This window comes from Clostridium sp. YIM B02506 (genome assembly GCF_022324845.1).
GTDB classification, from domain to species: domain Bacteria; phylum Bacillota; class Clostridia; order Clostridiales; family Clostridiaceae; genus Clostridium_T; species Clostridium_T intestinale.
In genome coordinates this window covers 381,580-390,621 of record NZ_JAKGTG010000002.1, presented here as the reverse complement: position 1 = coordinate 390,621, position 9,042 = coordinate 381,580, and the positions used below count along the sequence as shown (strand labels likewise).

General features: G+C 30.6%; 7 protein-coding genes and 1 riboswitch. Of the genes, 6 read left to right on the top strand and 1 reads right to left on the bottom strand.

Annotation, left to right across the window (positions count from 1 at the left end; all coding sequences use genetic code 11):
• The first annotated feature begins 270 nt into the window (after positions 1 to 270).
• The 4 genes from L1S49_RS03840 to L1S49_RS03825 all read left to right on the top strand — a co-directional run bounded on the left by L1S49_RS03840 (position 271) and on the right by L1S49_RS03825 (position 5,036).
• Entirely contained in the window at positions 271 to 591 is a 321-nt protein-coding gene (locus tag L1S49_RS03840; protein ID WP_073018925.1) for a PadR family transcriptional regulator, read from the top strand.
• The gene (locus tag L1S49_RS03835; RefSeq protein ID WP_238902613.1) at positions 588 to 1,310 is read left to right on the top strand and encodes a hypothetical protein; all 723 of its coding nucleotides are present in this window, start codon (positions 588 to 590) and stop codon (positions 1,308 to 1,310) included. Before L1S49_RS03840 ends, L1S49_RS03835 begins: the two co-directional genes overlap by 4 nt.
• A 350-nt stretch (positions 1,311 to 1,660) precedes the next feature.
• Positions 1,661 to 3,388 (top strand): ferredoxin hydrogenase, encoded by a 1,728-nt coding sequence (locus L1S49_RS03830; RefSeq protein WP_238902612.1) that lies wholly within the window; start codon positions 1,661 to 1,663, stop codon positions 3,386 to 3,388.
• A 235-nt stretch (positions 3,389 to 3,623) separates the two neighbouring features.
• Positions 3,624 to 5,036: an FAD-dependent protein gene (locus L1S49_RS03825; protein WP_238902611.1), complete on the top strand. Its 1,413-nt coding sequence runs from the start codon at positions 3,624 to 3,626 to the stop codon at positions 5,034 to 5,036.
• 62 nt (positions 5,037 to 5,098) lie between these two features.
• Here the strand turns inward: L1S49_RS03825 and L1S49_RS03820 are convergent, their stop codons facing one another.
• Positions 5,099 to 5,701 (bottom strand): DUF6483 family protein, encoded by a 603-nt coding sequence (locus tag L1S49_RS03820; protein ID WP_021800872.1) that lies wholly within the window; start codon positions 5,699 to 5,701, stop codon positions 5,099 to 5,101.
• 428 nt (positions 5,702 to 6,129) lie between these two features.
• A riboswitch (purine riboswitch) is annotated at positions 6,130 to 6,232 on the top strand.
• A gap of 120 nt (positions 6,233 to 6,352) precedes the next feature.
• Between L1S49_RS03820 and L1S49_RS03815 the strand changes: the two genes are divergently transcribed.
• Both L1S49_RS03815 and L1S49_RS03810 read left to right on the top strand, forming a co-directional pair.
• A complete protein-coding gene (locus L1S49_RS03815) occupies positions 6,353 to 7,456 on the top strand; it encodes a BMP family ABC transporter substrate-binding protein (protein WP_073018574.1) in 1,104 nt (367 codons plus the stop codon).
• 69 nt (positions 7,457 to 7,525) lie between these two features.
• Positions 7,526 to 9,034, top strand: coding sequence for an ABC transporter ATP-binding protein (locus L1S49_RS03810; RefSeq protein WP_238902610.1), 1,509 nt, complete (start codon positions 7,526 to 7,528; stop codon positions 9,032 to 9,034).
• The last annotated feature ends 8 nt before the right edge of the window (positions 9,035 to 9,042 follow it).

Here is a 9,042-nt window from a genome sequence, read left to right as displayed (position 1 = left end):
AAGAAAAGAAGTGCAGAGGGTATCTTATATTCCGGTAGATATCCTCTGCATAAATTATCAAATATGTTCAATGCCTAACTTAATGACATTGATATATTTCAGCAGTCTCTTTTTTTAGAAAAAAAGAATACTATTGTTAACTAAATACTTTACAAACATAAATACTTAGGTATACAATGTACTTAGGTAACCTAGGTATATAGATATCCTAAGTAAGGAAGTGATATATTGGCAGATTTCGAGAATCAACTTAAAAAAGGAGTTCTCTCTATGTTAGTTTTAAAATTACTCAAAGAGAAAGATATGTACGGATATGAAATAATTCAAAAACTTGAGGAATTAAGTGAAGGCTATCACAGTTTAAAGGAGGGAACACTTTACCCAATGTTATATAAATTTGAAGATAAGGGATGGGTGGAGAGTTATAAGGTTTCCTTTGATGAGGAGAGAAAAATTCCGAGAAAATATTATAAAATAACGGAACATGGAAAAATAGAAGCATTTAACCAAGATATGGCGTGGCATATTTTAAATGAAAGAACAAATAAGGTTTTAAAGTATATTGATAATAAGGGTGGTGGAAATTTATGAATAAAGAATTTGATAATTATATAAATAAAATAGTTAGCAACATTGGCTTAACTGGGAAAAAAGCTAGAAATATAAGAGAAGATTTATATTCATCACTAATAGAAAAACAGCAGATAACAGGAGAAACTAATCCATATATTTTATTGGGAGATCCTGAAGATGTTGCAGAAGAGTTTAGAGAGAATATAGGAATTGAAAGAAGATATTTTCATGATTATTATTGGTATGAATATAAATCCAAGGTTACTGTTTTAGGAATACCACTAGTTCATATAAACTGTAAGCCTATGGGAGTAGCAAAAGGAATAATATCAATAGGAAGTATTGCAATTGGAGTTTTAGCTTTTGGGGGAGTTTCTATTGGAGCTTTAAGTTTTGGAGCTATAGCAATGGGCATTTTAGCTGCAATAGGTGGAATTAGCTTAGCTGGATTACTTTCTATAGGTGGAATTGCAATGGCTTTTGGAGTAAGCGTAGGAGGTGTAGCAATTAGCAAACTTATGGCTTGTGGTGGGTATGCAAGTTCTAATATAGCAATAGGGGGAATATCAAAGGGCGTAATTTCTATATTTAAACAAAGCGGAGAAGGAACATATCTATTTGATAATTCTTCAAATCTAAAAGAAATTATAAATACAATAAAAGAAGTGTATCCCAACATTAGTGAAAAAATTATCAATTTTATGGAGAAGTTTATTAGCCTATTCTTAATGTCTTAAAGGTAAATACCATATATATTACATGAATGTATATGGTATTTTTAAATTTATTTGCAAAATGTAAATAGATTGTGATATAATTAGCAATATTTTAGACAGTTAGTAAATTAGATAAGAAATGCTAAAAATCAAAATCGTAAATTTAATGATATTTTTTTAACTAAGATTAAGTTCATATTTAATTTATTTTTAAAATAACATCTGTAAACGATTGAAGAATGATAAATGTTATAATTATGTATTAAATTCAGAATAGTCTAAATTTAGAGAAAGCTAGTGTTCTAAAAAATCTATGATAAAATTAATAACTGATTACAGGAAAGTAATATTTTATTTACTTGGAGGAGACTATGAATAAAGTAGTTATTAATGAAAAAATCGTAGAATTTAATGAAGCTACTACTATTTTAAAATTAGCAGGAGAAAATGGAATAGATATTTCAACTCTTTGCTTTTTAGATGATTGTAATGAAATCGGTAATTGTGGTGTATGTGTTGTAGAAATAGAAGGTAGAGATGAACTTGCAACATCTTGTACAACTTATGTGGAAGATGGAATGGTTATAAATACTAACAGTGAAAAAGTTCAAAATGCTGTTAAAGATAGAATATCAACATTATTAGATAAACATGAATTTAAATGTGGCCCATGTAAAAGAAAAGAAAATTGTGAGTTTTTAAAACTAGTTATTAAACATAAAGCAAGAGCTAGTAAGCCATTTGTAGTTGCAGACAAAACTCAATATATTGATGATAGAAGTAAGTCAATAGTTATTGATAGAACTAAATGTGTACTTTGTGGAAGATGTGAAGCAGCTTGTGAAAAGAAAACAGGAACTGGTTCTATAAAGTTAGTTGATAATGGAGATGGACTAAAGGTAACAACAACAGATAATAAATGTTTTGATGATACAAACTGTATACTTTGTGGACAATGTGTAGCAGCTTGCCCAGTTGATGCACTATCAGAAAAGTCACATATGGAGAGAGTTAAAGAAGCACTAGCAGATCCAGAAAAACATGTAATAGTAGCTATGGCGCCATCAGTAAGAACTGCTATGGGAGAACTTTTTAAAATGGGTTATGGGGTTGATGTTACTGGAAGACTATATACTTCTATGAGAAAGTTAGGTTTTGATAAAATCTTTGATATAAACTTTGGTGCAGATATGACAATAATGGAAGAGGCTACGGAACTTGCTCAAAGATTAGAGAATAATGGACCATTCCCTATGTTTACATCTTGTTGTCCTGCTTGGGTTAGACAGGTAGAAAATTATTATCCAGAGTTTTTAGATAATATTTCAACTGCAAAGTCCCCTCAACAAATTTTTGGGACGGCAAGTAAAACTTATTATCCGACTTTAGAAGGATTAGACCCTAAAAATGTGTTTACTGTAACTATAATGCCTTGTACAGCTAAGAAGTTTGAAGCTGATAGACCAGAAAATGAATATGAAGGATTAAGAAATATAGATGCAGTTATAACAACAAGAGAATTTGCAAAGATGATAAAAGATGCAAAAATAGATTTTGCTAATTTAGAAGATAGTACAGCTGACCCAGCTATGGGAGAATACTCAGGAGCAGGAGCTATATTCGGAGCTACTGGTGGAGTTATGGAAGCTGCTTTAAGAAGTGCTAAAGACTTCATAGAAAAGAAGGAACTTAAAGAAATTGAGTATGAAGTAGTAAGAGGACTTAATGGAATAAAAGAGGCCACTGTAAACATAGCAGGAAAAGATATAAATATTGCTGTTATAAATGGAGCTGTGAATGTTTTTGAATTTATAAAAGCGGGCAGGCTTGAAGGTAAAGAATATCATTTTATTGAAGTTATGGCTTGTTCAGGTGGATGTGTAAATGGGGGAGGACAACCTCATGTAAATTCTATAGATAGAGCAAAAATGGATATTAGAGCAGTTAGAGCATCTGTTCTTTACAATCAAGATAAAAATTTACCTAAGAGAAAATCTCATGAAAATAGTGCTATAATAAAAATGTACGAAAATTACATGGGAAAACCAGGACATGGTTTAGCTCATGAATTACTTCATATGAAATATAATAAGAAATAATATATTAAATCACTTCTATGAAAAACATGGAAGTGATTTTTTTATGCGAATATTATTGAAATAATAAAGAAAAATATACGCAAAAGTATTGCATTTTTATATTAATTGGTATAGACTCTCCTATTGGGGAGAACTTTATCCCAAGAATATTAAATAATATTCGTATAAAGAATTTTGCATACAGGGGAAGGATATATCTCATTAAACTATGCGAAATAAAGCGGAGGATAATACTATGTATGATGTGATTATTGTAGGAGCAGGTCCAGCTGGAATTTTTACGGCTTTAGAGCTTGTAAAACAAGAAAGTAAAAAGAAGATTTTGATTTTAGAGATGGGTAAAAGTATTGATAAAAGACATTGCCCTAAAGATAAGACTAAAGTATGTGTATCTTGTAAGCCATATTGTCATATAACTACTGGTTTTTCAGGAGCTGGTGCTTTTTCAGATGGTAAGCTATCTTTAAGTTATGAAGTTGGTGGAGAGTTACCAGATTTAGTAGGCAGTTCTAATGCACAAGAATATATTGATTATACAGATAAAATATACCTAGAATTTGGTGCAGACTCAAAAATTGAAGGAGTAGGCAACGAAAAAGAAGTTAAAGAAATAAGAAAAAAAGCAATTGAAGGTGGACTTAAATTAGTAGATTGTCCTATAAGACATTTAGGAACAGAAAAAGCCCAAGACATCTATCTAAAAATTCAAAATAAATTAATAGAGTTAGGTGTAGAAATAAGATTTGATACCTTAGTTAAGGATTTAATTATAGAAGATAATAAAATAAAAGGTGTACTAGCTACAGATTCTCTGAGAAAAGAAAAAAATGATATTATATATGGAGAAACCATAGTAGTGGCTGCAGGAAGAAAAGGGGCAGATTGGCTAAAGGATATGTGTGTAGATCACAATATTAGTCATAAAGCTGGTACTGTAGATGTTGGAGTTCGTGTTGAAATAAGAAATGAAGTTATGGATGAAGTTAATAGAGTTTTATATGAATCTAAACTTATTGGATACCCAAAACCTTTTAAAGATAAAGTAAGAACTTTCTGCCAAAATCCAGGTGGTTTTGTAAGTCAAGAAAACTATGATAATAACTTAGCTATAGTTAATGGGCATTCTTATAAGGATAAGAAGTCAGAAAACACTAACTTAGCTATACTTAGCTCTCATAACTTTAAAGAGCCTTTTGACAAACCGATAGAATATGGACAAAAGGTTGGAGAACTAGTTAACATGCTTGGTAATGGTAAGATATTAGTTCAAAGATATGGAGATATATTAGAAGGAAAAAGAACTTGGCAACATGAACTTGATAGAACTAATGTGAAGTATACACTTCCAGATGCTGTTGCAGGTGATTTAACTGCTGCTATACCTTATAGAACTATGACTAATATTTTAAATTTCATAGATGCTATGAACACTGTTGTACCTGGTTTTGCATCAAGTGAAACTCTTTTATATGGACCTGAGATAAAGTTCTACAGTAATAAAATAAATATAGATGAGAACTTTAAAAGTAATATAGAAGGATTATATTGTTTAGGCGATTCTAGCGGATGGACAAGAGGTCTTATGATGGCATCACTTATGGGTGTAATGATGGCTAGAGTCCTTGAAAAAGGAAGCTGGAAAAACTAAGATTTAAATTAAAAGCAATAGTTAAAAGTACTGATAATATACTTTTAACTATTGCTTTATTTTTAAAGTTCTCTTAAAGATTCCTCAACCTCATCCTTGTTTAGACCACCATTTTCAAGTTCATTATCATCTAATATTAAAAGAAATTCATAATATTCTTGAAGGTGATTTTGATAAGAAGAGTCTAACTCTATTAATTCATATAAACAATCTTCCCCTTTAGCATACTCACCCATGTATTTATAGTGATTAAAAATTTGATAATATAGAGTAGATGGAAGTTCAAAATCGCGTAAGCTTTCTAAAATCTTTAAGAATACAATTTTAAACGTACTTTCTTTTGTATCTAATCCTTTTTCTATAGAAGTATTAAATATATTGTAGGATTTCATCATTCTAAAATAATCCTCTAGTTTAATACCTTCTAAAAATATTAAGGTAGCAACAATAAGTAATCTAGTATAATCTTCTATTCTAGATGGTTTTAATAAATTAACTATCTCTTCATAAGGAAGGTTTTCTATAACTAAGTAATTATAACCTGTGTATTTCTTGTATAATTCAGTAATATCTTTATTGAAGCTTTCTATATCTAATTCTTCTAATTTAGGGATTATCATTAAAAATTCGGAAACTACATTATCATTAAAGTCATTTTTTATCATAACTTTTCCTCCTTGATAAAATTACTTAACTGTCCCTATTATATCATTTTAATTAATTGAGAAGAATATTTATAATATAATTTATTCTATAGATAATAATTATTAGCAGGAGGAAAAGATAGCGAATATTATTTCGTGTAATATTAAAGGTACTGAATTTTTAAATGGTGTTTTTGGTTTGGAGCATTGCTCTATAACTATTGAATTATAGGGCTGAAATATATGTTTCCTTAGATACCATTAAGTACCATAAGCATAAGGTTACTTAAAAACGAATATGTAAAATGAAGATGATTTCATTTTAATAGATTATTAAAAAATAAACTTAAAATAAATACAAATAATTATTTTGAAAAAAAATATTGATTTTTAATCTCTGAGAGTGTAACATACAAATATAAGATGTATTAATGCGAATGTTCGTATTAACAAAGAGGTTATTATTCATTTCGTATATGTTTGATGATATGGTTCAAACGTTTCTACCAGGATGCCGTAAACTGCCTGACTACGAATGTATAATGGTTATTGTCTGTGTTTTTTTGGCAATATTTATTATGCATTCCTGAGCAGTATAGTTGCTCAGGATTTTTTTGTTTTAAAGAAACCTTAAACAAAACAATAAAAATAATATTTTCGGGGGGAAAAATCATGAAAAAATTCCTTAAAGTAATGTTAAGCGCTACAATAGCAGCAGCACTAGTATTAACAGGATGTAGCAGCTCAGGTACAGAGGGTAAAAAGGATGACAAGAAAGATTTAACAGTAGGTTTTATTTATGTAGGACCAATAGGTGATGGTGGTTACAGTTATGCTCACAATGAAGGAAGACTTTATCTTGAAAAAGAAACTGGCGTAAAAACAATTTACAAAGAATCAGTTGCAGAAGATAAAGCTGAAGTAGAAAAAGTTGTAGATGATATGGTAGACCAAGGTGCTACTGTAATAGTAGGAACAAGTTTTGGTTTCCAAGATGGTTTATTAGCAGCAGCTAAAAAGTATCCAGATGTTAAGTTCTTACACTGTTCAGGATATGAATTAGCAGACAATATGGGACAATTCTTTGGTAAAATTCATGAAATGATGTACTTAAATGGTGTTGTAGCAGGAATGAAGACAAAATCAAATACATTAGGTTTTGTAGGAGCTTTCCCAATACCAGAAGTAATTAGAAATATAAATGCATTTACATTAGGCGCTCAATCAGTAAATCCAAACGTTAAAGTTAAAGTTAACTGGACTAATACTTGGTATGATCCAGCTAAAGAAAAAGATGCAGCTTTAGGATTAATTGATGCAGGTGCAGATGTTATAGCACAACATCAAGATACAGCAGGTCCACAACAAGCTGCTGAATCTAAAGGAGTATTTTCACTAGGATATAATACAGATATGAGCACTACTGCTCCAAAAGCTAACATGACATCAGCTGTTTGGAACTGGGGTCCATACTATGTAAGTCAAATAAAAGCTATTCAAGCTGGTACTTGGAAATCAGAAAAATATTGGGGCGGATACGCAGATAACATAGTTTCTCTTGCACCATTAACTTCAGTAGCACCAGAAGGAGCTAAAGCAGCAGTTGAAAAAGCAGAAGCTAAGATAAAAGAAGGAAACAACGTAATATTCCAAGGTCCAATAAAAGATCAAAGCGGTGCAGTTAAAGTTAAAGAAGGTCAAACATTAACAGACGATGAAGTTTGGAACATAAACTGGTTTGTTCAAGGAGTAGACGGAACTATTCCAAGCAACTAATCTAAGGATTAAAAATAATAGAACTGAAGAGAGTAAAATTTCTTCAGTTTTAATTTTATGGAGGCGTAAATGAGTAATAATACACCAGTAATAGCGTTGAAAAACATATCAAAAGGATTTGGAAAAGTAATTGCTAATAATAACGTAAATCTTAGACTTTATAAAGGAGAAATTCATGCACTACTTGGGGAAAATGGTGCAGGAAAAAGTACATTAATAAGTATTATATCTGGAGTTTACTCGCCAGATGGAGGAACTATAGAACTAGATGGAAAAGAAGTGCACTTTACTTCTCCTAAAGAAGCTATGGATGCAGGAGTTGGTACTATTTATCAACACTTTAAACTAGTAGAAGCTATGACTGCTAGAGAAAACATACTATTAGGTATGAAAAAAGGGCTATTTAGTAAAGTTAAAAAAGCAGATGCAGATATTATAGATATATGCAAAAAATATGATTTAGATATAGATTTAGATAAGTATGTATCAGATATGTCTGTGGGAGAAAAGCAAAACCTTGAGATTCTAAAAGTTCTTTATAGAGGAGCTAAGATACTTATATTAGATGAACCTACTACTGTTTTTACGCCTCAAGAAACTGAAAAACTGTTCAAAATCATGAGAAGAATGAAAGAGATGGACTGTGCTGTAGTATTCATATCCCATAAGATGGATGAAGTTATGGAAATATGTGATAAAATTACAGTCTTAAGAAAAGGTGAAAGTATAAAAACTCTTCACAAAGATGCAACTACGCCTAAAGAGTTAACTGAACTTATGGTTGGAAGAGCAGTAGACTTATTTATAGAAAATGTTGAAGTAAAAGAAGGACAAGAACTCCTAAAGGTTGAAAACTTAACCGTTTTAAGTGAAGAAGGAATAGAAGCAATTAAAAACATATCCTTTAATATTAAAGCGGGAGAAGTACTTGGTGTAGCTGGTATAGCTGGAGCTGGACAAAAAGAACTTTGTGAAGCTATAGCTGGAGTTACTAAAGTTAAAAATGGAGCTATTGTATTTGATGGAGAAAATTTAGCTGGGAAAAATCCTAGAGAATTTGTTAAAAAAGGAATAAGCATGAGTTTTATACCAGAAGATAGATTAGGTATGGGCTTAGTTGGTTCTATGGATATGGTAGATAATCTTTTGTTAAAGTCTTATTATTCTCAAAAAGGATTATTAATAGATAGAAAACCTATAGAGAAAAAAGCGCATGAACTTAAAGATCAACTAGAAATAAAAACACCGTCAATTCATTATCCTATTAAAAACTTATCTGGCGGTAATATTCAAAAAATATTATTAGGAAGAGAACTAAGTGTTAATCCTAAACTTTTAGTTATGGCCTATCCAGTAAGAGGATTAGATATTAATACTTGCTTTACTATTTATAGTTTAATTAACGATGCTAAAAAGAAGGGGACTGCTGTTCTTTTCATTGGGGAAGATTTAGATGTTCTAATGCAATTGTGCGATAGAATAATGGTTATATGTAATGGAAATGTAAGTGGAACTATAAAGAGCAAAGAAGCAACTAGAGAAAAATTAGGACTCATGATGGTAGGAGCCAAAGCCTAGAGGAGGAT